This window comes from Pseudomonas sp. LBUM1679, assembly GCF_059695565.1.
In genome coordinates this window covers 5,826,909-5,848,276 of sequence record NZ_CP166774.1, presented here as the reverse complement: position 1 = coordinate 5,848,276, position 21,368 = coordinate 5,826,909, and the positions used below count along the sequence as shown (strand labels likewise).

Here is a 21,368-nt window from a genome sequence, read left to right as displayed (position 1 = left end):
GATGGACGTTAACGATAATGCGTTCTTGCTGGATGAACGCGTTGCTCTTTAGTCCTTCGCGAGCAAGCTCGCTCCTACAGGGGCATGCCGTAGGCAATAAAAAAGGCGACAGGAGAATTCCCCTGTCGCCTTTGCTTGCTCAGTCGAAGCGCTTACTGCACTTCTACCGCCAGGCTTTCACTGATCTTTTTCTGCCAGATGGCAGGACCGGTGATGTGCACCGACTCACCCTTGCTATCCACCGCTACGGTGACCGGCATGTCTTTCACGTCGAACTCGTAGATCGCTTCCATGCCCAGTTCGGCGAAAGCCACCACGCGGGATTTCTTGATGGCTTGCGCCACCAGGTAAGCCGCGCCGCCGACAGCCATCAGGTACACGGCTTTGTGGTCCTTGATCGCTTCGATCGCGGTCGGGCCGCGTTCGGATTTGCCGATCATGCCCAGCAGGCCGGTTTGCTCGAGGATCTGACGGGTGAACTTGTCCATCCGCGTCGCGGTGGTCGGGCCGGCAGGGCCCACCACTTCTTCGCGCACCGGATCGACCGGGCCGACGTAGTAGATGAAGCGACCCTTGAGGTCGACCGGCAGGGTTTCACCCTTGTTCAGCATCTCGACCATGCGCTTGTGCGCAGCGTCGCGACCGGTAAGCATCTTGCCGTTGAGCAGGACGGTTTCGCCCGGCTTCCAGCTCTGCACGTCTTCCGGGGTCAGGGTGTCGAGGTTGACGCGACGGGCCGACGGGCCGGCTTCCCAGACGATTTCCGGGTAGGCGTCCAGCGGTGGCGCTTCCAGCGAGGCCGGGCCGGAGCCGTCGAGCACGAAGTGCGCGTGACGGGTGGCGGCGCAGTTGGGGATCATGCACACCGGCAAGGAGGCGGCGTGGGTCGGGTAATCCATGATCTTCACATCGAGCACGGTGGTCAGGCCACCCAGGCCCTGGGCGCCGATGCCCAGTTGGTTGACCTTCTCGAACAGCTCCAGGCGCATCTCTTCGATACGATTGGACGGGCCGCGCTTTTTCAGCTCGTGAATGTCGATGGATTCCATCAACACTTCCTTGGCCATCACCGCGGCTTTCTCGGCGGTGCCGCCGATGCCGATGCCGAGCATGCCCGGTGGGCACCAGCCGGCGCCCATGGTCGGCACAGTTTTGAGCACCCAGTCGACGATCGAGTCGGACGGGTTGAGCATGGCCATTTTCGATTTGTTCTCGGAGCCGCCGCCCTTGGCCGCCACGTCCACTTCCACGGTATTACCCGGAACGATGGAGTAGTGGATAACGGCCGGGGTGTTGTCCTTGGTGTTCTTGCGAGCGCCCGCCGGGTCGGCGAGGATCGAGGCACGCAGGATGTTTTCCGGCAGGTTGTAAGCCCGGCGCACGCCTTCGTTGATCATGTCGTCCAGGCCCATGGTGGCGCCATCCCAACGCACGTCCATGCCCACGCGGACGAAGACGGTGACGATGCCGGTGTCCTGGCAGATCGGGCGGTGGCCGGTGGCACACATGCGCGAGTTGATCAGGATTTGCGCCATGGAGTCACGGGCCGCTGGCGATTCTTCGCGCAGGTAGGCTTCGTGCATCGCCTGGATGAAGTCAACGGGGTGGTAATAGGAAATGAACTGCAGGGCGTCGGCAACGCTCTGTATCAGGTCGTCTTGCTTGATCACGGTCATGAGTCGCGCTCCTCTAAAAGACGGGAACATTCAATAAGGTGCTTGCAGCTTGGGTGCATCGGTCGGTTGCAAGCACCTTTCAAGGCACGCCGGGCAAGCTGGCGCGACGCTAAAAAGGCGCGGCAGTATACCGCGCCTCGCAGGCCTGCACACGTTTGGTCGGTCAAACGTTGGTCGCATAGGTACGCACACATATCCCCTGTAGGAGCTGGCTTGCCAGCGAAGGCGTCATATCAGACGACATAGTTATCGTCTGACCCACCGCTTTCGCTGCGGTGCGGCGATCCGACAAGCCAGCTCCTACAGGGGGGACGGGCGCATGGCTTGGTGTAGGTTTTTCACCCCGAAAATTGAATGGTCATTTATCGGTCGTCCCACTAAAGTGGCATTCGGTCTGTAGAGTAGGACACTCTGACACCCCCCCCTCGCATGGTGAGTCAACGATTGCCCCATAACGCTATCCAGCGCCTCTTGCTAAAACGCTTTGCCCTCGCAGCCGGCACCTGCGCCCTGGCTTTGCTGCTGCGTCCGGCGTTTTTCACGGGCCACTTCGATGAACCGTTGACCAGCGCGGCCGGCGGCGGCATGGGAGAACGTTGATGCCTGAGTTACGGGTTGGCGCGCGCCAATGGTCTGTTGCAGCCGGTAGCAACCTGCTCGATGCCTTGAATCGCAACGGTGTGCCAGTGCCCTACAGCTGCCGCGCCGGTAGCTGTCATGCCTGCCTGGTGCAGTGTGTACAAGGGCTGCCGAGCGATAGCCGGCCCGATGCCTTGAGCGCGGACCAGCGTCAGCAAGGCTGGCGCCTGGCGTGCCAGTGTCAGGTGGTCGAAGACTTGCAGGTACACGCCTTCGACCCGCAACAGGACGGGCGACCGGCCCAAGTGGCTGCCGTCGATTGGTTGAGCGTCAGTGTGTTGCGTTTGCGCCTGACCCCTGAACGTCCTTTGCGCTACAGCGCCGGGCAGCATCTGGTGTTGTGGGCGGGCAACGTCGCGCGGCCGTACTCCCTCGCCAGCCTGCCGGAAGAAGACCGCTTCCTGGAGTTTCACCTCGACTGTCGCCAGCCTGGGGAGTTCAGCGATGCGGCCCGCCAATTGAGGATTGGCGATGGGATCCGTCTCGGCGAGTTGCGCGGCGGGGCCTTGCATTACGACGTGGACTGGAACACCCGGCCGTTGTGGCTGGTGGCCGCCGGTACCGGGCTGGGGCCGTTGTTTGGCGTCTTGCGTGAAGCGCTGCGTCAGGAGCACCAAGGTGCGATCCGTGTCATTCACCTGGCCCATGATGCCGATGAGCATTATCTGGCCAAACCCCTGCAAGCCATAGCCGCCAATCGTGCGAACCTCAGCGTCGAGCTGTGGACCCCGGCCGAGTTGCCCGCGGCTTTGGCGCAACTGCGGCTTGTTTCCCGGCAAACCCAGGCCTTACTCTGCGGGGCCCCCGACAGTGTCGACGCCTTTGCCCGGCGCCTGTACCTGGCGGGACTGCCGCGCAATCAACTGCTGGCCGATGTTTTTCTGCCTCGCGGTTGAGCGCTGACTCTAATTGGCTTGAAAGTTTCTGTGGCGAGGGAGCTTGCTCCCGCTGGGCTGCGCAGCGGCCCCAAAAGCTTGTGAGCGCTGCGCACTCAAGCGCGAGCAAGCTCGCTCCCCACAATTGATCTTTGCCTGCCCGCACCGCTGAGACATACCATGACCAATGCCATCCAACTTGAGCGCGAACGCGGCCTGCTGACCCTGCGTCTGAACCGCCCCGACAAGAAAAACGCCCTGACCCGCGCCATGTACAGCCACCTGGCCGAAGCGCTGGAACAGGCCGATGCCGACCCGGAAATCAACGCAGTGCTGATCACCGGGTCCGCCGAGTGCTTCACCGCCGGCAACGACATCGCCGACTTCCTGCAGCAACCGCCGACCAGCCTCGACAGCCCGGTGTTTCATTTCATGCTCAGCCTGCTCGAATGCCGCAAGCCGGTGATTGCCGCCGTGGCCGGTGCTGCGGTGGGCATTGGCACGACGATGCTGCTGCATTGCGATTTGGTGTATATCAGCGCGGATGCAAAATTGCGCATGCCGTTCGTCAATCTCGGGTTATGCCCGGAATTCGGTTCCAGCCTGATCCTGCCGCGTTTGCTCGGCCAGGCCAAAGCGGCGCAATTGTTGCTGCTGGGCGAAGGTTTCAGTGGTGAGCAAGCGGCCGCATGGGGCATTGCGACCGAAGCCCTGGGCAGTGGCGAAGCGGCGTTGGCCAAGGCGCGGGAGATGGCGTTGCGTTTTGAGACCCTGCCACCAGAGGCGGTACGGATCAGCAAGCAATTGATGAAGGCTCCGGACCGCGAGCAATTGCGCACAGTGATAGAAGAAGAGGGCGCTTTGTTCACCCAGCGGCTGCGTTCGCCGGAAGCGGTTGCGGCGTTGTCGGGGTTTATCAACCGGCATTGAATCTGCGCTGAACCGTCCGGCCCCTTCGCTGGCAAGCCAGCTCCTACAAGGGATCTGTGAACGACTCCGGCCAATGTAGGAGCTGGCTTGCCAGCGAAGAGGCCAGTCCAGCCAATACATCGTCCGGATCAGAAACCAAAAAGCCCCGCCATTCACATGGCGGGGCTTTTGTTTTTCAGCAGCCGATCACTCAGACCTGCGGATCACCAACGTGCAGGATTTTCATCCCGTTGGTGCCGCCGGTGGTGTGGTAGCTGTCGCCCTTGGTCAGAATGACCCAGTCACCTTTCTCGACGACGCCGCGCTTGACCAGTTCGTCGATCGCCTTCTGGCTGACTTCGTGCGGCTCAAGCGAAGCCGGGTCGAACGGTACGGTGTAAACGCCGCGGAACATGGCCGCGCGGGCCTGGGTTTCGCGGTGCGGGGAGAACGCGTAGATCGGCACCGAAGAGCGAATGCGCGACATGATCAGCGGCGTGTAGCCACTTTCGGTCAACGCAATGATCGCCTTTACACCTGGGAAGTGGTTGGCCGTATACATGGTCGCCAGCGCAATGCTCTCGTCGCAGCGAGTGAACTCTTTGCCGATTCGGTGGCTGGAGGTCTTGCCGGTGGGGTGTTTTTCCGCGCCGACACAGATGCGCGCCATCGCTTGCACTGCTTCCAGGGGGTACAGGCCGGCCGCACTTTCGGCCGAGAGCATCACGGCGTCGGTGTAGTCGAGTACGGCGTTGGCCACGTCGGACACTTCGGCGCGGGTCGGCATCGGGTTCTGGATCATCGACTCCATCATCTGGGTCGCCACGATCACGGCCTTGTTGTGGCGACGTGCGTGCAGAATGATCTTTTTCTGAATGCCCACCAGTTCGGCGTCGCCGATTTCCACACCCAGGTCACCACGGGCAACCATGACGGCGTCGGAGGCCTGGATCAGGCCGTCGAGCGTTTCGTCGTTGGCCACGGCTTCGGCGCGTTCGATCTTCGCCACCAGCCAGGCGGTACCGCCAGCTTCGTCGCGCAGTTGACGGGCGTATTCCATGTCGGCGGCGTCCCGCGGAAAGGACACGGCGAGGTAGTCGACCTGCATTTCTGCGGCGAGCTTGATGTCGGCCTTGTCTTTTTCGGTCAGGGCCGGTGCAGTCAGGCCACCGCCGCGACGGTTGATGCCTTTGTGGTCCGACAGCGGGCCACCGATCAGCACGGTGCAGTGCAATTCGGTTGCCGTGGCGGTGTCGACGCGCATCACCACGCGGCCGTCGTCGAGCAGCAGCTCATCGCCCACGCCGCAATCCTTGACCAGGTCCGGGTAGTCGATGCCGACAATTGTTTGAGTGCCTTCGGTCAACGGATGGCTGGTGGAGAAGGTGAATTGATCACCGATCTTCAGCTCGATCTTCTTGTTGGCGAATTTGGCGATACGGATTTTCGGGCCTTGCAGGTCACCCAGCAGGGCGACGAAGCGACCGTGCTTGGCCGCCAGGTCACGCACCAGCTTCGCGCGAGCCTTGTGCTCGTCGGGGGTGCCGTGGGAGAAGTTCAGACGGGCGACGTCCAGGCCAGCCAGAATCAGCTGTTCGAGAACTTCCGGCGAGTTACTGGCCGGGCCAAGGGTAGCGACGATTTTGGTACGACGGACGGACATGCAAAGACTCCTGAGTTCAAGCGCTGAGTGAGGCTACTATGCTCTGGGGGTGTAGTCATTGTTCATGTGCACTACTTTTTTTGAAGAACTTTGTTAATCGATTGTTTCTTTAAACGAATACTTTTAGTTACGGGCAGCCTGAAGATTTCCGACGACGGGTCGATACAGGGCTCAAGACAGGAGACCCGTCATGCGATTCGTGCTCATAGCCGCCCTTGCCCTCAGTGTCACCGGCTGCACCCGTTGGTCGATGAACCACCATTTGAATAACGCCTACAGCGCGTATGACCGCGGCAATTGCGAGCAGGTGATGCTCGAACTGTCCAAAGTCGAACGCGCAAGCAGGGCACGGCCTTATGTGTGGCCGGAAGTGTCGATGATGCGCGGTTTGTGTCTTGAGCGTCAGAAACTGTTCGTTGATGCCGCTCAAACCTATCAGTTCATCATCGCCTCGTACCCGCAGAGTGAATATGCCTTTCGCGCGAGCGCCCGGTTGCAAACCTTGCAATCGCTTGGCCATTATCCGCTGCGCAGTGCCGGGGCCGTTCGCCCGACCCGGTTCTGATGGCAGCAGCCCTATTGAAGACTGGATCAGCGGCGGTGGTGAGCTATAGTCGTATAGATCGGTTTCGGTACCTTTTCCAAACCGGGGAAACACCTGTGATCGGCAGGCGTCAGTGGCAGCGGTTCAAGGACTGTCGCACCGGGATCAGGGAGAGCGCGCCTTTATAATGGAAGGCCCGTTCCGAAGCATTAGCGCGGCTCTGCTCAAGGGCCTTGCATAGCGAATTCAGCATGTTCACCGACCGCCGTATCGAGCGGCATCAACTGCCGTATTTTCTTCGAGTGTTCAACAGCGTTACCGACAAACCCATTGGCTTTCTGGGTAACGTCTCCGAAGACGGGCTGATGCTCATCAGCCAGTTGCCAATGATGATCGGTGCGGACTTCGCTTTGCGCCTGAAAATTCCCATGGCCGGTGGCTGCCACCAGGTTATCGACCTCAATGCCTGCTGCCTGTGGTGCCATGAAGACACCACCCCCCACCATTACGACGCCGGATTCTGCCTGCAACAGGCCCCGCCAGAGTATGGGCAACTGATTGAAGCGTTGAAGCAGTACTTCAGTTTTCAACCGATGCCGGCTTCAGCCTGAAATCTGCAGCGCCCCCAGTTCAAACAACAAAAACCAGTGCTAAAACACCCCGGCCTTCTTCCATTCCAGGTAGCGCGTCACCAATGCGGCACCTAACCCGACAGCGCTCGTATCCACCACCGGCACCCCATGAGCGTTCAATCGCTCATGAAGTTCGGCCCGGGCATTGAGAAAATCCACGGTGCCGCAATAGGTCAACGCTTCGGGAAAGGTCTGCACCGGTGTCTGACGCAAGCGGTCGAGCACGTCTTCGCGCAGACTGGCGACCAACACCCGATGTGACTTGCCCAGGCGTTTGACGGCGGTGAGCAGTTCTTCGTCGTCTTCGTCCCGCAGGTTGGTGACCACTACCACCAGTGCCCGGCGTTTCTGCCGAGCCAAGAGCTCGGTTGCAGCGCCCTGGTAGTCGGCACTGCGTTGGCCGCTGTTGAGGTCGTAGACCTGGTTGAGCAGCCGGTTGAGCTGGCCGGCGCCCTTGACCGGGGCGAGGTAACGCGGCTGCTCGTGCGCAAAGGTGCACAGGCCCACGGCATCACCCTGGCGCAGGGCGACGTAACTGAGCAGCAGGCAGGCATTGAGTGCATGGTCGAAGTGCGACAGCTCATCGTCCTGACTGCGCATGCGCCGGCCGCAATCGAGCATGAACATGATCTGCTGGTCACGCTCGTCCTGATACTCCCGCGCAATCGGTGTGCGCTGGCGGGCGGTGGCTTTCCAGTCGATCTGGCGCAGGCTGTCGCCTTCGCGGAATTCCCGTAGCTGATGAAATTCCAGGCCCAGGCCGCGTCGTTGGCGCTGGCGTACGCCGAGTTGGCTGAGCCAGTTGTCCACCGCCAGCAGCTGGCCGCCGTAGAGGCGGGCGAAGTCGGGGTAGACGCGGGTAGCGTCGGTCACGCTCAGCAGCCGATTGTCGGACCACAGGCCCAATGGGCTCGGCAGGCTGATTTCGCAGCGTTCGAAGCTGAAGTGGCCGCGCTTGAGCGGGCGCAGGCGATAGTCGATCTGGCTGCGCAGGCCGGGTTGAAGCTCGACCGACAGGGGTAGGTGTTCGAAACTCAGGCCGTGGGGTACGTGATCGAAGAGCCGAATGTTCAGGGGCTGGGCAAAGTCATGCCCGACCTCCAGTCGCACGTCGCCCCAACGGCCGAGCGCCAGGCTGCCGGGCATTTGTCGCTGTATGCGCGGCGAGGGCAGGCGTTTGAGGCGAATGGCGTCGAGTATCGCCAGGGCCAGGAGTGCCAGGAGCAATCCCCAGTTGATCGCCGGCAGACTCGCCGGAATCACGGTGTCCAGCGCCCGCAATGTACCCAGGACGATGCCGATGACCAGCAGGATCGCGAGCCAGATCAGCAGAAGCCGGGATGGTTTCATGGCGTGACACCGAATGGTCCGTTGAAAAGATCGCAGCCTTCGGCAGCTCCTACGCCGGATGCGGTCCCCTGTAGGAGCTGCCGAAGGCTGCGATCTTTTTTTGCGGTCACGCAGATCTCGATCACGGCATTCATGCCCTTGGCGCCGGCACTTGATCGAGCAGCTGGCGCAGCACGTGATCGACCTCGAGCCCTTCGATGTCCAGCTCCGGCGCGAGGCGTACGCGATGACGCAACACCGCCAGGGCACACCCCTTGATGTCATCCGGAATCACGAACTCGCCGCCGCGCAACAGCGCGCGCGCCCGGGCGCAACGCACCAATGCGATGGAGGCCCGAGGCCCGGCACCGAGGGTCAGTCCGGGCCAGCTGCGGGTGGTGCGGGCCAGGCGTACGGCGTAGTCGAGGACCTGATTGTCCAGCGGCAGGTCGCTGGCGATGCGCTGCAAGGCCAGCACGTCCTTGGCCTGCAACACCGTGCGCAACGGTTGCACGTCGAGCATGTCGGCCCGGGTCGAGCGACTGACCTGGCGGACCATGTCCAGCTCCTGGTCGCCGTCGGGGTAATCCATGCGGACCTTGAGCATGAAGCGATCCAGTTCGGCTTCCGGCAGCGGGTAAGTACCTTCCTGTTCGATGGGGTTTTGCGTGGCGAGCACCATGAACGGTTGCACGATCGGCAGGGCGCGGCCTTCGAGGGTCACTTGCCGCTCCTGCATGGCTTCGAGCAGCGCCGCCTGGGTTTTTGCCGGGGCGCGGTTGATTTCGTCGGCGAGCAACAGGTTGGTGAACAACGGCCCCTTGCGCAGTTTGAACTGCTCGGTCTGCAGGTCGTACACCGCGTGCCCGGTGACATCGCTGGGCATCAGGTCCGGGGTGAACTGGATGCGCGCGAACTCGCCACCGAAACAGCGCGCCAGCGCCCGCACCAGCAAGGTCTTGCCCAGTCCCGGCACGCCTTCGAGCAGCACATGGCCTCCCGCGATCAGTGCCGTGAGTACATCGTCGATGACCTCGTTCTGGCCAATGACCGCCTTCTGCAATTCGCTACGCAGAGCCTGGGCCAACTGACTGGCGCGCTGGCGTTGCTGGTCGGCGTGGCTCGGGGCGTCGGGTTCGATCTGTTCACTCATAAGGCGTTCCTCAAGGTTTGCAGGTAGGCGACCTGACGGCTGAATTCAACGCTGGAAAGCCGCTGCTTCGGTCGCGGGCTCATGACCTGGCTGATAGCGCGTGTGGATTGGCCGGTCAGGCGTGCGAGCACCTGCCATTGTTCGGCGACGCCGAGTTGTTCAAAGCCGGGATGACGACGCCGCACGCGACGCAGGATGTCTTGCTGCAAGGCGTGCAGCAGGCTGTCCTGACGCTTGCGCCGGAACAGAAAATCGGCACTGGCGCGCAGATGTTCCTGGAGTTGCCGACGGGCTCGCGGCGCCGGTTCCAGCACCGGACCATGCCGCACCCCGACGTGCCAGAACCAGACACCGATCAGGGCAATGAGCGCCACCAGCGCCTGGGGGAAGTAGCGCAGCAGTAAGGTCAGCAGGCTGTCGTGATCGGTGTTGAACAGCAGGGTCACCTGGGTATCCGCGGTCAGGTACCAGAGCAGCCACGCGTTGTCGTACTGGTCGATGGCCGGGGTTTTCCACAGGTCGGCGTCGGTGACCACGATGATCGAGCCGAGCCCGTGATTGAGCTGCATCATGTGGGTGGCCTTGGCGCTGTTGGCCCAGGCCTGGGCGAGGTTTTTCGGGTCTTCGAGATGGAAGGCGGTGTCGAAGTTGGCGTAGGCCGGCGCGTCTTCGTCTTCAAGGTACAGCTTGGTCAGGTTCGGGTAGGGATCGGCCCTGCTGTCGGGTGGCGGACCCTTGAGGTTTTTGCTCAGCAACTGATGCAACTGGACCCGGTCGAGCAGCAGGTCATTGCTCTGGCCGAGTTTTTCATCCCACAGCGACTGGGCAACGAACAACAGGCGCCCGCCGGCCCGGGTCCAGTTCATCACTTGATCGATCTGGCGCGGGGTCATGTTGGACCGGTCACCCAGCAACAGCAGGCTGTGCTGGCGCGGTTCGATAGAGGGCAGGATGTCGAGGCTGTCGGCATGGCTGACGGTCAGGCCCTGTTTGCGCAGGAAGTGCTCGGCGGCGAGATAAGGATTGGCCAGGGCCTCGGGCGAGGGACCGTGATCGATCACCTTCTGATAGGGCGTTGCCTGCAGGTACAGGTAAATACTCAGCGCGCCCAGTAGCACAGCGAGGCAGGCGCCGATTGCAATCCCGGAGCGTCGATTCAATGGGCGGCTCCCGGGCCGAACAGGGCACGCCAGCCGTCACAGAGTTGTCGTTGCACGGAGGCCGGGGGCAGGCGATGCCCGTAGGCGATATTTTGCCAGTGCCCGGTCAGGTTCTTGCTGAAGGCCAGCAACTCAGGGCGTTGCAGTCGTTCGATGCGCTCCAGCACCTGGCCTTCGGTGTCGGCGGGCTTCAGTGCCATGTCGAAGTCATGCAGCAAGTGGCTGAGCAGAGCGCGATAGAGCAAGCCGAGGGCTTCGCGCGGGTGGTTCTGCCAGAGGTGTTCGGCGCTGGCGGCGATGTCGGCGGGCAGGGTTTCGCGGCCGAGGTCCAGGCCGAACGCCTGCTTGGGCAACGGTCGCGCGACTTTAGGGGGCCGCACCGGGCGACGACTGACGAAGGCCTGCAACCAGTCCCGGTAACGCCAGAGCAGAAAACCGATGGCGCCGACCACTGTCCCCCACAGCACCCCCTCAATCAGCGTGGTCGACAGGTTGAGCAGTGCTGTCAGCCAGTCGGGTGTGCGGTCACTGCTCGCGGGGGTGGCCGGCGTGTCTTCGCCAAAACGATAGCGCGTGACCGTTTCCTTGTTCTTGAACGGCGGCTGGTCGAGGATCGTCTTGATCCTGTCCCGGGACGCCTGGCTGGTCAGCGGCTGGTCCAGCAGGCGCGGGCTGTCGGGTGAAATGAGCGGCTCGGCGGCCCAAGTGGGGTGCGCCGTTGGCGCCAGCAGCAGCGTCGCCAATATCAGGGTGACGGCGACACTGCCCAGGCGTTGACGCAGGCGGCGGAACGCCAGTTCGATATCCCAGGCCTCCAGCACCGTGCGCCGGTTCAGGTAAAGGCTGAAACCGCAGGCCACGTAGACCGGTTCCCAGACCACCAGCACCAGTGCGTAGAAGAGGTTGGTCAGGTGTTCCAGCCAGCGCCAGTCCTGAGTGGCCGTGCTGATCAATGTCTGCCAGCTCCAGTCGAGTTCGACCTGTTGCGGCAACAACAGGTAGAACAGCACCATCAGGCCAATCCACAGGGCGCCTTCCAGGTGCACGCCGATGATCGTCAGCCACTTCGCGGCGCCGGCGTTACGCTGCAACAGCACCTGCAAACGCTGCTCCCGCGCTTCACCCTTGAGGCCTTCGAGTTGCATGACCGGCATCAGGAAACTGCGGCTCAGGCTCAGGCGTCGCCAGGTCAGGCTCGCCAGCAGTTGCGGCTTGAGCAAGCGCGGCCATTGGCGCAACGCCTGTTTCAAAGTCGGTGTTTCGCCGAACATGGCTTTGGACAGAATGAACAGCGGCAGGCGTTCGAACGCGGGTTTCAGCCACCAGAAAATAAACACGGCAAGGGAGGGCGAATCCCATAGCAGCAGGCTGAGCAGGGCGAAGACCGGCAAGGTCACGATGGCCCAACTGGTCATCAGCAGGCGGCGGTGGCGCTGACTCAGCAGAACGCCCAGGTCCATGGCTTCCCAACCGGGGCGCGGGCGAAACACTACACTGGCGTCACTCAGGCGCATGGCGAGTCCGTCCGGCCAACAGCAGGTACATCGCCACCAGTACCCAGAGCACGGCACCGACCAGGTATTTGGTCATAGGCGCGACCCCGGTCATTGATGACCAATAGGCTTCGATAAACGCCGCCATCAGCAGAAACACCATCACCCCACACATCAGCAGCACACTGTTGCGCGCCGCCAGGCGCAAGGCTTCGGTGCGGCACAAGCGCCCCGGTGCGATCAATGCCCAGCCCAGTTGCAGGCCCGCGGCACCTGCCAGGGCGATGGCACTGAGTTCGAAGGCACCGTGGCCGATCACGAATGACCAGAAGGTCTGGCCATAGCCGATTTGCGTCAGGTGTCCGGCCACCGCGCCAATCATCAAGCCGTTGTAGAACAGGAAAAACGCGCTGCCCAGGCCAAACAGCAGGCCGCTGGCGAAGGTCTGAAAGGCAATACCGATGTTGTGCATGATGTAGTAGCCGAACATGACCCAGTCTTCACTGGCCGCCCGTTCCGCCGAGCGCCCCAGGTGACCGGCGTCGGGGTCATACATGCTCTGCATCTGGCTGACCTGCTCGGCGGGGATCAGGTTGTAGACCAGGTCCGGAAACAGATACACCAGCAGGGCGATACCGATCAGGCTGGCAAAAAACATCAGGCCGGCGGCGAGCACGAAGCGCCACTGTTCACGCACCAGTCGGGGGAAGTCCGCCAGGATGAAACCCAGCGCCTTGGCACCCAGTCGGCTGCGATGCCGATAAAGCTGTTGATGGCCGCGCAAGACCTGTTGCTGCAATGAGTCGATCAGGAAACTGCTGTAACCGCGCTCCCGGGCCAGGGCCAGGTGATGGCAGAGACGACGATAATCACTCGGGAAACGGCCGGTACGCGAGGCAGGCTGGTTTCGTTCCAGCCTTTCCAGCAGCAGGGAAAACTGCTCCCATTCGGCCTTGTGGCGACTCTCGAAAAGACTTTGCTTCATGCGGGGCCCAGCAAGCCGCGGGCAATTGCATTGAGCTCGGCCACCGCCTGTGGCGCTGAAAGCTGCAAGGGTTGCGCAAGAATGGCCGCCAGTTCTGTGACCCGCGCCTCGGAGAGTTCACCCTGGCGTTCGGCAAACCCGAGGATGGCACGTTGCTCGGCCAGCGCCAGGGCAAAGGCCGGGCGCCGGGGCTCGGCGGCAGGTAGCTGGGGTCGGGAGAGCGGTTGTTCGCGGTAGATCACCAGCGTGCCTGCGGCCAGGTCGCCGAGGCGCTTGAAGTTGGGATGCTGCAGGCAGCTGATGGCCCCGAGGAAATAGCCAAACGGCAGCATGTCGACAAAGCGCAGCAGGTTACGCAGCAGCGAAGCAGACCAGCCGACTGGCGTGCCATCGTCATGGACCACCCGCAGGCCCATCCACTGCTTGCCTGGCGAGCGGCCCTGATTGAGCACCTCGAACAGCACCATGTACCACCAGCTCACCACGAACAGCAGAATCGAGCCAAGACCGGCGCCGAGCTTGCCGAGAAATGCCAGGACAATCAACAGCAGGCCAAGGATCAGCCCACGCAGGCCAAGGTCGATGGAGAACGCCAGCGCACGCACCATCAACCCGGCCGGGCGCAATGGCAAGTCGATGCCTTCCGGCGTTTCGATCTGGTACCGCGTATCCAGTGGCGGGGACAGCGTTGCTTTCCTTGGCAGTGCTGTGGTCTCGAGCATGGGCAACCTGATGATGTAGCCTGATCGGGAGTCTCTGTCCGTGGATGCTAGCAGCCTCCCGGGGGGAAACGACATAACTATGTATCGCACGATAAAGCGGCCGAGGTGATTGAATGGCAAGATTGCTGGCGGGGGCGGGATGTGAACGCCTAGACTTCGCTGATCTTCAGTTCAGGAATAGCCCGTGACCTCCATCTTCTGGTACGACTATGAAACCACTGGCATCAATCCCCGTTGCGACCGTCCGCTGCAAGTGGCGGGGATTCGCACCGACTTTGAGCTCAATGAAATAGACGAGCCGGTCAATCTTTACTGTCAGCCCAGTGATGACATCCTGCCTCATCCTGCGGCGTGCGCGATCACCGGTATCACGCCGACCCAACTGGCCGGGCAAGGCTTGAGCGAAGCCGATTTCATGACCCGGGTGCATGCCCAGCTGGCTGCGCCCGGCACCTGCGGGGCCGGCTACAACACGCTGCGTTTCGACGACGAGATGACCCGTTACAGCTTGTATCGCAATTTTTTCGACCCGTATGCGCGTGAGTGGCAAGGCGGCAACAGTCGCTGGGACCTGATCGATGTGGTGCGTGCGGCTTACGCCTTGCGCCCCGATGGCCTCGTTTGGCCCACGGACGACGAGGGTCGGGTGACGCTCAAGCTGGAGCGCCTGAGCGCCGCCAACGGTATCGATCACGGCCACGCCCATGAAGCGCTGTCGGACGTTCGCGCCACGATTGCCCTGGCGCGGCTGATTCGCGCAAAGCAGCCAAAGTTATATGACTGGCTGTTTCAATTGCGCGGTAAACAAAAGGTAATGGATCAGGTTCGACTATTGCAGCCGATGGTGCACATCTCCGGTCGTTTTTCGGCGGCGCGCAACTATGTCGGGGTGGTATTGCCCCTGGCCTGGCATCCGCGCAACAAGAACGCCTTGATTGTCTGTGACTTGCACCTCGATCCCCAGGGGTTGCTTGACCTGAGTGCCGAAGCCTTGCGCCAGCGGTTATATACCCGTCGCGATGAGCTGGCTGACGGCGAGTTGCCTGTACCGCTCAAGCTCATCCACATCAATAAATGTCCGGTGGTGGCGCCGCTGTCGGTGCTTCGTCCCGAAGATCAGCAACGGCTGGGACTGGACATGGCGCTCTACCAGCAGCGCGCGCTGCGACTAAGTGACGCACAAACAGTTTGGCGAGATAAAGTTGAGGCTGTTTATACCCACGAGGATTTCACGCCGAGCCAGGATCCAGAGCAACAGTTATACGACGGTTTTATCGGTGATCGTGATCGGCGTCTTTGTGAGCAAGTCAGAGCGGCGGACCCGGCACAATTGGCACAAGCACGGTGGCCTTTCGATGATGAACGCTTGCCGGAATTATTGTTTCGATATCGAGCACGCAACTTCCCCGATACGCTGAGTTCCGAAGAGCAACAGCGCTGGCGAATATTCTGTCAGAAACGTCTGACGGCATCCGAGTGGGGGGCGCCCAATACCCTGGAAACTTTCGCCGAAGCCTCAGTCCAATTGAGCGCTACCGCTACATCGTTTCAGCGAGAGGTGCTGAATGAATGGCACCTTTATGTTCAGGCATTACGCAAACGCCTGAGTCTTTGAAAACGAAAATATCACTGGCTTGACAGCCGCGCATAAAAAAACGCCAGCAGCTGCTGGCGTTATCTTTTGTCGCGGACGGGTCTTTGACAAAGCGCTACGGCTTAGCCCAGCAGGGTAGCCCAACCCTCAACCACATCACCGCCCCACTTGGCTTTCCACTCTTTCAGAGTCTTGTGGTTGCCACCTTTGGTTTCGATGACTTCGCCGTTGTGCGGGTTTTTGTATTGTTTAACTTTACGGGCACGTTTGGTGCCGGTAGTTTTTACTGCGCCACCGCGTGGAGCTTTGGTTTTGGACTCAGGATCCAGCAGCGCGATGATGTCGCGCAGGGACTTGGAGTATTCACCCATCAGGGTGCGCAGTTTGCCTTCGAATTCCAGCTCGGTTTGCAGTTTGTCGTCTTGGGACAGATTCTTCAAACGGGCTTGCAGCTCTTTGATTGCTTCTTCGGTGGCACGGTATTCGTTGATCAAGGACATGGGGACTACCTTATGTTGGGCGCAGGGTGCTAGGTGACAGTGCGGCAATAATAGTCAGGCTGTTTCATCAAGTAAACATTTAACCGAAGTTTATTTAATTTAGTTTTGTTGAACAGGTCCAGGTTGGAGGTGCAGTTAAATGATCGTCAACCAGGCATCACAGACAGTCACATTTTGACATTTGAACAATGGCAATAAGAACACCATCGCGCGGGTGACGGGTGTAGCCGGGACCCGTGTCGCCGGCCTTCGTGCAACGCGAGACGTCATCAATACTGCAGTTTTGCTGCGCAATCGCTAGAATGGCGACCTTTGCGAAGTTCTGGAGTTTGACCCTCATGCGCACTTTTCGGCTGGTGATTGCTTGCCCGGACCGCGTCGGCATCGTTGCTAAAGTCAGTAACTTTCTGGCGTCACACAATGGCTGGATCACTGAAGCGAGCCACCACTCGGACAATCTCAGTGGCTGGTTCTTCATGCGTCACGAAATTCGTGCCGATTCGCTGCCCTTCGGTCTCGAGGCCTTTCGCGAAGCGTTTGCACCCATTGCCGAAGAGTTCTCGATGAACTGGCGCATCACCGATACCGAGCAGAAGAAGCGCGTGGTGTTGATGGCCAGTCGCGAGTCTCACTGCCTGGCCGATTTGCTGCATCGCTGGCACAGCGATGAACTGGACTGCGAAATTTCCTGCGTGATTTCCAACCATGACGACTTGCGCAGCATGGTCGAGTGGCACGGCATTCCTTACTACCATGTGCCGGTCAATGCGCAGGATAAAGAACCGGCATTCGCCGAAGTCTCGCGCCTGGTCAAACAGCACGATGCCGAAGTGGTGGTACTTGCCCGATACATGCAGATCCTGCCGCCCGCGTTGTGCAGCGAATATGCCCATAAGGTGATCAACATTCACCATAGCTTCCTGCCGTCGTTTGTCGGTGCCAAGCCGTATCACCAGGCCTCCCTGCGTGGCGTAAAGCTGATCGGCGCTACTTGCCATTACGTGACCGAAGAGCTGGACGCCGGTCCGATCATCGAACAGGACGTGGTGCGCGTCAGCCACAGCGACAGCATCGAAGACATGGTGCGCTTCGGCCGCGACGTCGAGAAGATGGTATTGGCCCGAGGCCTGCGTTATCACCTGGAAGATCGGGTGTTGGTGCACGGCAACAAGACTGTTGTGTTCTGACAGCGATACAGCGCGGTTGAAATTCGAAGGGCCTGGGCGTTCAATCGCTTCAGGCCCTTCGCCGTTTCTGACCTGAGGATATGTTTATGGCCGATCCACTCGACAAAGCCACTTCAAGGGCGCCTGCCACGGTGGGTGAGGGATGTTTGAGCCGTTATGATCCGGACGACTTGAGCGCTGAGGATGGTACGGAGTTTCCTGGCGCTGCCGAGTTGTGGGAGGCGTTGAATCCGGATTCAGCCCCTGTAGGAGCTGGCTTGTCGGATCGCCGCACCGCAGCGAAGAGGCCCTGAGACCTGTGTCGATCTTGAGGCCGCCTTCGCTGGCAAGCCAGCTCCTACAGGGATCTCCAGCGCACAGCAAACTCAGGCCCGCCCCCGATCAACTGTAGGAGCTGGCTTGCCAGCGAAGAGGCCCTCAAGTCTTGCACAGAGCTTCAGAATTCACGCCTGCTTGAACTTCAGCAATTTCTTCAACAACGGCCGGCCAAGCATCAACAAAAACACCGGCCCGCCCACCAGCAAATAGAAGTAATAGGTCACCGCCCGCCAGATCAGAATTGCCGCCGCCGCAGTGGATTTCCCCACCATCGGTGCCAGCAACGCCGCCGAGGTCAGCTCCGCCGCCCCGGCACCACCGGGCAACAGGCTGAATTGGCCTGCACTTAATGAAAGCATCTGGATCAGAAAGCTCCAGGCCCACTGCAAATCCGCTCCGAGCCCGCGCAACGCCAGATACAGCACGCTATAGCGCAAGACCCAATGCAGGCAAGTCAGGGCAAACACCGTGATCAATGTCTGAAAGGGCAACTTAAGTGTGTCCGTGAAGGCTGCCAGGAAGTGCAGGAGTTTTCGCGCCCAGCGCAGGCGTGTGGTGCCTTTGACATTGAGACGAACGAGCAAGCGACCGCTCAGGCGAATCAGTAAACGGTGATAGCGCGCCACCACCACACAGGTGAGCAAGCCGCCAAACATCGACACGGCGCTGACGGTCAGCAGCCACTCCATGCGTGCGCTCAAGTGCTGGAACAGGGCATAAATCAGAATCCCGCTCAGTGCGCAGAGGAAAAACAGCAGGTCGCTCAGCTGATCCATGGCGAACACGGCGCTGCCCCTGGCCGGACGCACGCCATTGCGCGCCAGCAATGCCATGATGGTCAGCGGTCCACCGCTACCGCCGGGCGTGGCGCAATAAGCGAACTCGGCGGCCATGACCACCCCGAGGCTTTTGACCAGGCTCACCTTGTCGCGCTGATCCCCCAGCAACAGCCGCAAGCGCAGGGTATTGAGCACCCAGCACAGCAGGATCATGCCGAACATGATCAGCAGCCAGTGCAGCGGAAATTTTTGCAGTCGGGACCAGGTTTCGTTACCGCCCAGTAGTGACGGAATCAGCACCGCAGCGAGCAGCGCGACGAGCAGCAGAATCCCGCGACTCATGCGGCGCGCCCGACACGGTCGGTTCGCAACGACAGCCAATGAGCCTTGGTCAGCGGTATGCGCCCCTCGTCGAGCAGGCGTTTGAGCGTCTGCAGCCAGTAAGTACGGGAGAACCGATGGCGCATGTCCACCGGGTGCAGGCCGAGACGAATCACCGGTGCCTGCCGCCAACGCAGTTCGCGTTGGTCGCTGAGCAGTTTCGACACGCCCCGACGCCAGGCACTGCGCGCACTCCAGACCAGCCCGGGGGCGTCGACCGCAGCGAAATCCGGCAGGCGGTACAGGTGTTGCGGATCACTGGTGTAGCTCAGCGGCAGTTGGCGCAACGCCTGGCGTGTGCCTTCACTCATCAGCCAGGCCGGGGCGACGAAACCTGCCAGTGGCCAGTCGTAGCGGCGAAACACTTCGATGCCGGCGCGCAGGCGGGCGAGGGCGGCGTCCTGGGACAGGCTGTAGAACTCGCCTTCGTGGGTGTAGATCCGGCGCATGAACCAGTCTCGTGGCGTGCTGGGCGTGGGGCCTTCATCGCAGTGAAAGTAGCCGTGCAGCGCCAGTTCGTCACCACGGATGACCCGGTCGGTGAGCATACGTCGAAATTCCGGATGGGCGTGCAGATTGTTGTGCCTGTGAAAATCGGGCACCACCAGCCAGGTCATTGGCACCACGCCCAAGGCGTCGACGGCAGCGACAAAGGGCTGGTAATCGGCCCAGGTGTGCGGTGCGACATCGTGCAGCACCAGTAACAGGCTGGGCCGGCTCATGAGCTCAACCATTGGCAATCAGCGGCCAATGGCTGCCGAGCACGGCGTGATAGTGCCCCAGCAGGCTGTTGACCACCGTATCCCAGGAGTAATGCTGCTCGGCATGGCGGCGGGCCTGTTTGCCCAAGACGGCGCTCCCCGAACCGAACAGTTCGCGTACAGCGTTGGCCATCGCCATTGAATTGTTCGGCGGGCACAGCAGGCCACATTGATCGGTGACGATTTCCTGAAAAGCCCCTGCCGCCACGGCCACCACCGGAATGCCACTGGCCATGGCTTCGAGAATCACCAGGCCGAAGGTTTCCTGGTCCCCGGCATGCAGCAGCGCGTCGGCGCTGGCCATCAGCCGGGCGACTTGCGCCGCCGGGCAGAATTCATCGACCACCGTGACGTTATCCGGCACCAGGGCTGGCATCGAAGAACCGACCAGCAGCAGGTGGTAGCGCCGTCCCAGTCGTTTCATGCAGTCGAGCAGGACCGGCAGGTTTTTTTCCTTGGAGCCGCGTCCGGCGAAGATCAACAAGTGAGTATTTTCATCGATCCCCAATTCGGCCCGCAGACCCGGGTCCCGCGCCGTAGGATGGAAGGTTTGCAGGTCGACCCCCAGCGGTTGCACGTAAACGTTTTTCACCCCGAGGCCGATCAGCTTGTCGGCCATCACCCGGCTCGGCGCCAGGACCCGGTCGAAATTGCCATAGAGCTTGCTGACATAGGCTTCGACATTGGTCGTGACCCAGTTGCCCATGCGATTGCTGACCAGCAGCGGCAAGTCCGAATGATAAAAACCGATCACCGGCACATCGAGTTGCCTGCGGGCATCCAGTGCAGCCCAGGCGGTGAGGTAAGGGTCGCCGACTTCGATCAGGTCGGGCTGCAAAACCTGCAGGACATTGCGCCAGGGCGCGAGACGGAGGGGGAAACGATAACCTTTGCCGAAGGGCAGGGCGGGTGCCGGAACCGTGTAAACGCCATCCTGTTCACTCAAGGACGATCCGGGGATCAGTAAACTGTGGCGAATGCCCGGCTTGATGCCCAGGCGACGGTGTTTTGCATCCAGATAAGTGCGCACGCCACCGCTGGCAGGGGCGTAGAACATGGTTATGTCAGCGATATGCACGATGAACATCCCTCCGGTCCGTTGTTCTCCCTTTGGTTGACCTTTATGAAGGATAGATGTTCGGTTGGGGTTTTGTGGTGGGGGTGTCAGTGAGGGGGTTGCGGTGTATTACAGACCGCCTTCGCTGGCAAGCCAGCTCCTACAGGGTTCACGCAAATCCCTGTAGGAGCTGGCTTGCCAGCGAAGAGGCCCTATCAGACACTAGATACGGAAACTACCCACCAACTGCTTAAGCCGCCCCGCCTGCTGCTCAAGATCCGCACAAGCGCGCAACGTCGACTGCAGATTCTCCACCCCTTCCTGATTCAACGTATTGATCTCGGTAATGTCCACATTGATCGATTCCACCACAGCCGTCTGTTCCTCGGTCGCCGTCGCCACCGACTGGTTCATGCCGTCAATCTCGCCAATGCGCAACGTCACGCTGTTCAGGCGCTCACCCGCCAGGTTGGCGATGACCACGCTGTCCTGGCTGTGACGCTGGCTGTCGCTCATGGTGCTGACGGACTCGCGGGCGCCGACTTGCAGTTCCTCGATCATGGTCTGCACCTGCTGCGCCGATTCCTGCGTACGGTGGGCCAGGTTGCGGACCTCATCGGCCACCACGGCAAAACCACGACCGGCCTCACCGGCACGCGCCGCTTCGATGGCAGCATTAAGCGCCAGCAGATTGGTTTGCTGGGAAATGCTGGTGATCACTTCCAGAATCTGCCCGATGTTCACGGTTTTGCTGTTCAGCGATTCGATGTTGGTACTCGAGGCGCTGAGCATGCTCGACAGCTGATTCATCGCGGCAATGCTGCGCTCCACGACTTGCTGGCCATCTTCGGCCAGGCTGCGGGCATCGCTGGCCTGACTCGACGCTTGCGCGGCGTTGCGGGCGATTTCCTGGGCGGCAGCGCCGAGCTGGTTGATGGCCGCGGCGACGCTGCTGGTGCGGGAAGCCTGCTGGTCGGAGTTGAACATCGACGAGTTCGAGGCCGCTACCAC

At 61.1% G+C, this 21,368-nt stretch carries 21 protein-coding genes; 8 read left to right on the top strand and 13 right to left on the bottom strand.

Translation table 11 applies throughout. The features are described 5' to 3' along the window. Nucleotides 1–152: 152 nt before the first annotated feature. Entirely contained in the window at nt 153–1,676 is a 1,524-nt protein-coding gene (locus ACA062_RS26680) for a fumarate hydratase (RefSeq protein WP_497453716.1), read from the bottom strand. Between the two features lie 444 nt (nt 1,677–2,120). Between ACA062_RS26680 and ACA062_RS26675 the strand changes: the two genes are divergently transcribed. The 3 genes from ACA062_RS26675 to ACA062_RS26665 all read left to right on the top strand — a co-directional run bounded on the left by ACA062_RS26675 (nt 2,121) and on the right by ACA062_RS26665 (nt 4,120). After that, on the top strand, nt 2,121–2,276 hold the full coding sequence (locus ACA062_RS26675) for a hypothetical protein (protein ID WP_497457533.1): 156 nt from the start codon (nt 2,121–2,123) through the stop codon (nt 2,274–2,276). Then, entirely contained in the window at nt 2,276–3,211 is a 936-nt protein-coding gene (locus ACA062_RS26670) for an iron-sulfur-binding ferredoxin reductase (RefSeq protein WP_497453715.1), read from the top strand. The genes ACA062_RS26675 and ACA062_RS26670 overlap by 1 nt, the downstream gene beginning before the upstream one ends. A gap of 159 nt (nt 3,212–3,370) precedes the next feature. Then, a complete protein-coding gene (locus ACA062_RS26665; RefSeq protein WP_497453714.1) occupies nt 3,371–4,120 on the top strand; it encodes an enoyl-CoA hydratase-related protein in 750 nt (249 codons plus the stop codon). Nucleotides 4,121–4,310: 190 nt separating this feature from the next. On the opposite strand, the gene pyk is transcribed toward ACA062_RS26665, so the two are convergent. Further along, entirely contained in the window at nt 4,311–5,762 is a 1,452-nt protein-coding gene (gene pyk / locus ACA062_RS26660) for a pyruvate kinase (RefSeq protein ID WP_497453713.1), read from the bottom strand. A 190-nt stretch (nt 5,763–5,952) separates the two neighbouring features. On the opposite strand from pyk, the gene ACA062_RS26655 reads away from it, so the two are divergent. Both ACA062_RS26655 and ACA062_RS26650 read left to right on the top strand, forming a co-directional pair. After that, on the top strand, nt 5,953–6,327 hold the full coding sequence (locus ACA062_RS26655) for a tetratricopeptide repeat protein (protein WP_497453712.1): 375 nt from the start codon (nt 5,953–5,955) through the stop codon (nt 6,325–6,327). Nucleotides 6,328–6,557: 230 nt separating this feature from the next. Then, entirely contained in the window at nt 6,558–6,917 is a 360-nt protein-coding gene (locus tag ACA062_RS26650; RefSeq protein WP_497453711.1) for a PilZ domain-containing protein, read from the top strand. 39 nt (nt 6,918–6,956) lie between these two features. Here the strand turns inward: ACA062_RS26650 and ACA062_RS26645 are convergent, their stop codons facing one another. The 6 genes from ACA062_RS26645 to ACA062_RS26620 all read right to left on the bottom strand — a co-directional run bounded on the left by ACA062_RS26645 (nt 6,957) and on the right by ACA062_RS26620 (nt 13,780). Next, on the bottom strand, nt 6,957–8,288 hold the full coding sequence (locus ACA062_RS26645; protein ID WP_497453710.1) for a DUF58 domain-containing protein: 1,332 nt from the start codon (nt 8,286–8,288) through the stop codon (nt 6,957–6,959). Nucleotides 8,289–8,418: 130 nt separating this feature from the next. Then, nucleotides 8,419–9,420 carry an AAA family ATPase gene (locus ACA062_RS26640; protein ID WP_497453709.1) on the bottom strand — a complete coding sequence of 334 codons (1,002 nt, stop codon included), beginning with the start codon at nt 9,418–9,420 and terminating at the stop codon, nt 8,419–8,421. Next, complete coding sequence (locus ACA062_RS26635; RefSeq protein WP_497453708.1) at nt 9,417–10,580, bottom strand: DUF4350 domain-containing protein; 1,164 nt, start codon at nt 10,578–10,580, stop codon at nt 9,417–9,419. Before ACA062_RS26635 ends, ACA062_RS26640 begins: the two co-directional genes overlap by 4 nt. Then, a complete protein-coding gene (locus ACA062_RS26630) occupies nt 10,577–12,094 on the bottom strand; it encodes a DUF4129 domain-containing protein (protein WP_497453707.1) in 1,518 nt (505 codons plus the stop codon). The genes ACA062_RS26635 and ACA062_RS26630 overlap by 4 nt, the downstream gene beginning before the upstream one ends. Next, a complete protein-coding gene (locus ACA062_RS26625; protein WP_497453706.1) occupies nt 12,081–13,058 on the bottom strand; it encodes a stage II sporulation protein M in 978 nt (325 codons plus the stop codon). The genes ACA062_RS26630 and ACA062_RS26625 overlap by 14 nt, the downstream gene beginning before the upstream one ends. Further along, nucleotides 13,055–13,780, bottom strand: coding sequence for an RDD family protein (locus ACA062_RS26620; protein ID WP_497453705.1), 726 nt, complete (start codon nt 13,778–13,780; stop codon nt 13,055–13,057). Before ACA062_RS26620 ends, ACA062_RS26625 begins: the two co-directional genes overlap by 4 nt. A gap of 184 nt (nt 13,781–13,964) precedes the next feature. Here ACA062_RS26620 and sbcB point away from each other — a divergent pair, with 184 nt between their 5' ends. After that, nucleotides 13,965–15,395 (top strand): exodeoxyribonuclease I, encoded by a 1,431-nt coding sequence (gene sbcB, locus ACA062_RS26615; RefSeq protein ID WP_497453704.1) that lies wholly within the window; start codon nt 13,965–13,967, stop codon nt 15,393–15,395. A gap of 101 nt (nt 15,396–15,496) precedes the next feature. Here the strand turns inward: sbcB and mvaT are convergent, their stop codons facing one another. Beyond that, nucleotides 15,497–15,874: a histone-like nucleoid-structuring protein MvaT gene (mvaT, locus tag ACA062_RS26610; protein ID WP_007933316.1), complete on the bottom strand. Its 378-nt coding sequence runs from the start codon at nt 15,872–15,874 to the stop codon at nt 15,497–15,499. A 338-nt stretch (nt 15,875–16,212) separates the two neighbouring features. On the opposite strand from mvaT, the gene purU reads away from it, so the two are divergent. Then, complete coding sequence (purU, locus tag ACA062_RS26605; protein WP_497453703.1) at nt 16,213–17,061, top strand: formyltetrahydrofolate deformylase; 849 nt, start codon at nt 16,213–16,215, stop codon at nt 17,059–17,061. An 86-nt stretch (nt 17,062–17,147) separates the two neighbouring features. After that, nucleotides 17,148–17,354: a hypothetical protein gene (locus ACA062_RS26600; protein ID WP_497453702.1), complete on the top strand. Its 207-nt coding sequence runs from the start codon at nt 17,148–17,150 to the stop codon at nt 17,352–17,354. A gap of 150 nt (nt 17,355–17,504) precedes the next feature. On the opposite strand, the gene gpgF is transcribed toward ACA062_RS26600, so the two are convergent. The 4 genes from gpgF to ACA062_RS26580 all read right to left on the bottom strand — a co-directional run bounded on the left by gpgF (nt 17,505) and on the right by ACA062_RS26580 (nt 21,344). Beyond that, on the bottom strand, nt 17,505–18,500 hold the full coding sequence (gene gpgF / locus ACA062_RS26595) for a glucosaminyl phosphatidylglycerol flippase (protein ID WP_497453701.1): 996 nt from the start codon (nt 18,498–18,500) through the stop codon (nt 17,505–17,507). After that, nucleotides 18,497–19,273 carry an N-acetylglucosaminyl phosphatidylglycerol deacetylase gene (gene gpgD / locus ACA062_RS26590; protein WP_497453700.1) on the bottom strand — a complete coding sequence of 259 codons (777 nt, stop codon included), beginning with the start codon at nt 19,271–19,273 and terminating at the stop codon, nt 18,497–18,499. Before gpgD ends, gpgF begins: the two co-directional genes overlap by 4 nt. Further along, nucleotides 19,266–20,387 (bottom strand): N-acetylglucosaminyl phosphatidylglycerol synthase, encoded by a 1,122-nt coding sequence (gene gpgS, locus ACA062_RS26585; RefSeq protein WP_497453699.1) that lies wholly within the window; start codon nt 20,385–20,387, stop codon nt 19,266–19,268. Before gpgS ends, gpgD begins: the two co-directional genes overlap by 8 nt. Before the next feature lie 192 nt (nt 20,388–20,579). Further along, the gene (locus ACA062_RS26580; protein WP_497457500.1) at nt 20,580–21,344 is read right to left on the bottom strand and encodes a methyl-accepting chemotaxis protein; all 765 of its coding nucleotides are present in this window, start codon (nt 21,342–21,344) and stop codon (nt 20,580–20,582) included. Nucleotides 21,345–21,368: the final 24 nt, after the last annotated feature.

Excerpts from the sequence above, each read along its gene's own strand:
- gpgS (WP_497453699.1), bottom strand. The coding sequence starts at position 20,387 with ATGTTCATCGTGCATATCGCTGACATAACCATGTTCTACGCCCCTGCC.
- mvaT (WP_007933316.1), bottom strand. The coding sequence starts at position 15,874 with ATGTCCTTGATCAACGAATACCGTGCCACCGAAGAAGCAATCAAAGAG.
- ACA062_RS26620 (WP_497453705.1), bottom strand. The coding sequence starts at position 13,780 with ATGCTCGAGACCACAGCACTGCCAAGGAAAGCAACGCTGTCCCCGCCA.
- ACA062_RS26650 (WP_497453711.1), top strand. The coding sequence starts at position 6,558 with ATGTTCACCGACCGCCGTATCGAGCGGCATCAACTGCCGTATTTTCTT.
- pyk (WP_497453713.1), bottom strand. The coding sequence starts at position 5,762 with ATGTCCGTCCGTCGTACCAAAATCGTCGCTACCCTTGGCCCGGCCAGT.
- gpgF (WP_497453701.1), bottom strand. The coding sequence starts at position 18,500 with ATGAGTCGCGGGATTCTGCTGCTCGTCGCGCTGCTCGCTGCGGTGCTG.
- ACA062_RS26670 (WP_497453715.1), top strand. The coding sequence starts at position 2,276 with ATGCCTGAGTTACGGGTTGGCGCGCGCCAATGGTCTGTTGCAGCCGGT.
- ACA062_RS26665 (WP_497453714.1), top strand. The coding sequence starts at position 3,371 with ATGACCAATGCCATCCAACTTGAGCGCGAACGCGGCCTGCTGACCCTG.
- ACA062_RS26640 (WP_497453709.1), bottom strand. The coding sequence starts at position 9,420 with ATGAGTGAACAGATCGAACCCGACGCCCCGAGCCACGCCGACCAGCAA.
- ACA062_RS26680 (WP_497453716.1), bottom strand. The coding sequence starts at position 1,676 with ATGACCGTGATCAAGCAAGACGACCTGATACAGAGCGTTGCCGACGCC.
- ACA062_RS26600 (WP_497453702.1), top strand. The coding sequence starts at position 17,148 with ATGGCCGATCCACTCGACAAAGCCACTTCAAGGGCGCCTGCCACGGTG.
- purU (WP_497453703.1), top strand. The coding sequence starts at position 16,213 with ATGCGCACTTTTCGGCTGGTGATTGCTTGCCCGGACCGCGTCGGCATC.
- ACA062_RS26645 (WP_497453710.1), bottom strand. The coding sequence starts at position 8,288 with ATGAAACCATCCCGGCTTCTGCTGATCTGGCTCGCGATCCTGCTGGTC.
- gpgD (WP_497453700.1), bottom strand. The coding sequence starts at position 19,273 with ATGGTTGAGCTCATGAGCCGGCCCAGCCTGTTACTGGTGCTGCACGAT.
- ACA062_RS26655 (WP_497453712.1), top strand. The coding sequence starts at position 5,953 with ATGCGATTCGTGCTCATAGCCGCCCTTGCCCTCAGTGTCACCGGCTGC.
- ACA062_RS26580 (WP_497457500.1), bottom strand. The coding sequence starts at position 21,344 with ATGTTCAACTCCGACCAGCAGGCTTCCCGCACCAGCAGCGTCGCCGCG.
- ACA062_RS26630 (WP_497453707.1), bottom strand. The coding sequence starts at position 12,094 with ATGCGCCTGAGTGACGCCAGTGTAGTGTTTCGCCCGCGCCCCGGTTGG.
- ACA062_RS26625 (WP_497453706.1), bottom strand. The coding sequence starts at position 13,058 with ATGAAGCAAAGTCTTTTCGAGAGTCGCCACAAGGCCGAATGGGAGCAG.